Source organism: Bradyrhizobium sp. Kon58, assembly GCF_055807455.1.
In genome coordinates this window covers 1-305 of sequence record NZ_JBVVOT010000315.1, presented here as the reverse complement: position 1 = coordinate 305, position 305 = coordinate 1, and the positions used below count along the sequence as shown (strand labels likewise).

The window sequence follows — 305 nt, the reverse complement described above, 5'->3', positions numbered from 1 at the left end:
AGTCATGACTGAGCAGGCGCCCCAACGCCGGGCCACTCAGCGGTTCGGCGCTGCGCCCCAGGCGCTGGGCGGCGTCCTGGGCAAAATGTTCATACAGCAGCAGAATCAAGGTGCCCAGCCCCAGGCGATCAACCAGCACTTTGCCCGGGTCAGGCCCCAGGGCGAAACTCCAGGCTTCATATAGCCACAACAACGGCCATACGCCGATCGCGATGAAGACGCCGATGCGCCAGGCCGGATACCGCATCAGTAGTTCTTCTTCAGGTCGAGACCTGTATAGAGAGAAGCGACCTCATCCGAATAGC

The 305-nt window shown here is 61.3% G+C and carries 1 protein-coding gene; it reads right to left on the bottom strand.

The window, feature by feature from the left end; translation table 11 throughout:
- Window positions 1–247, bottom strand: a 247-nt coding sequence (locus AC0L20_RS40595) for a hypothetical protein (RefSeq protein WP_473295761.1), incomplete at its 3' end; no start/stop codon positions are given.
- Window positions 248–305: the final 58 nt, after the last annotated feature.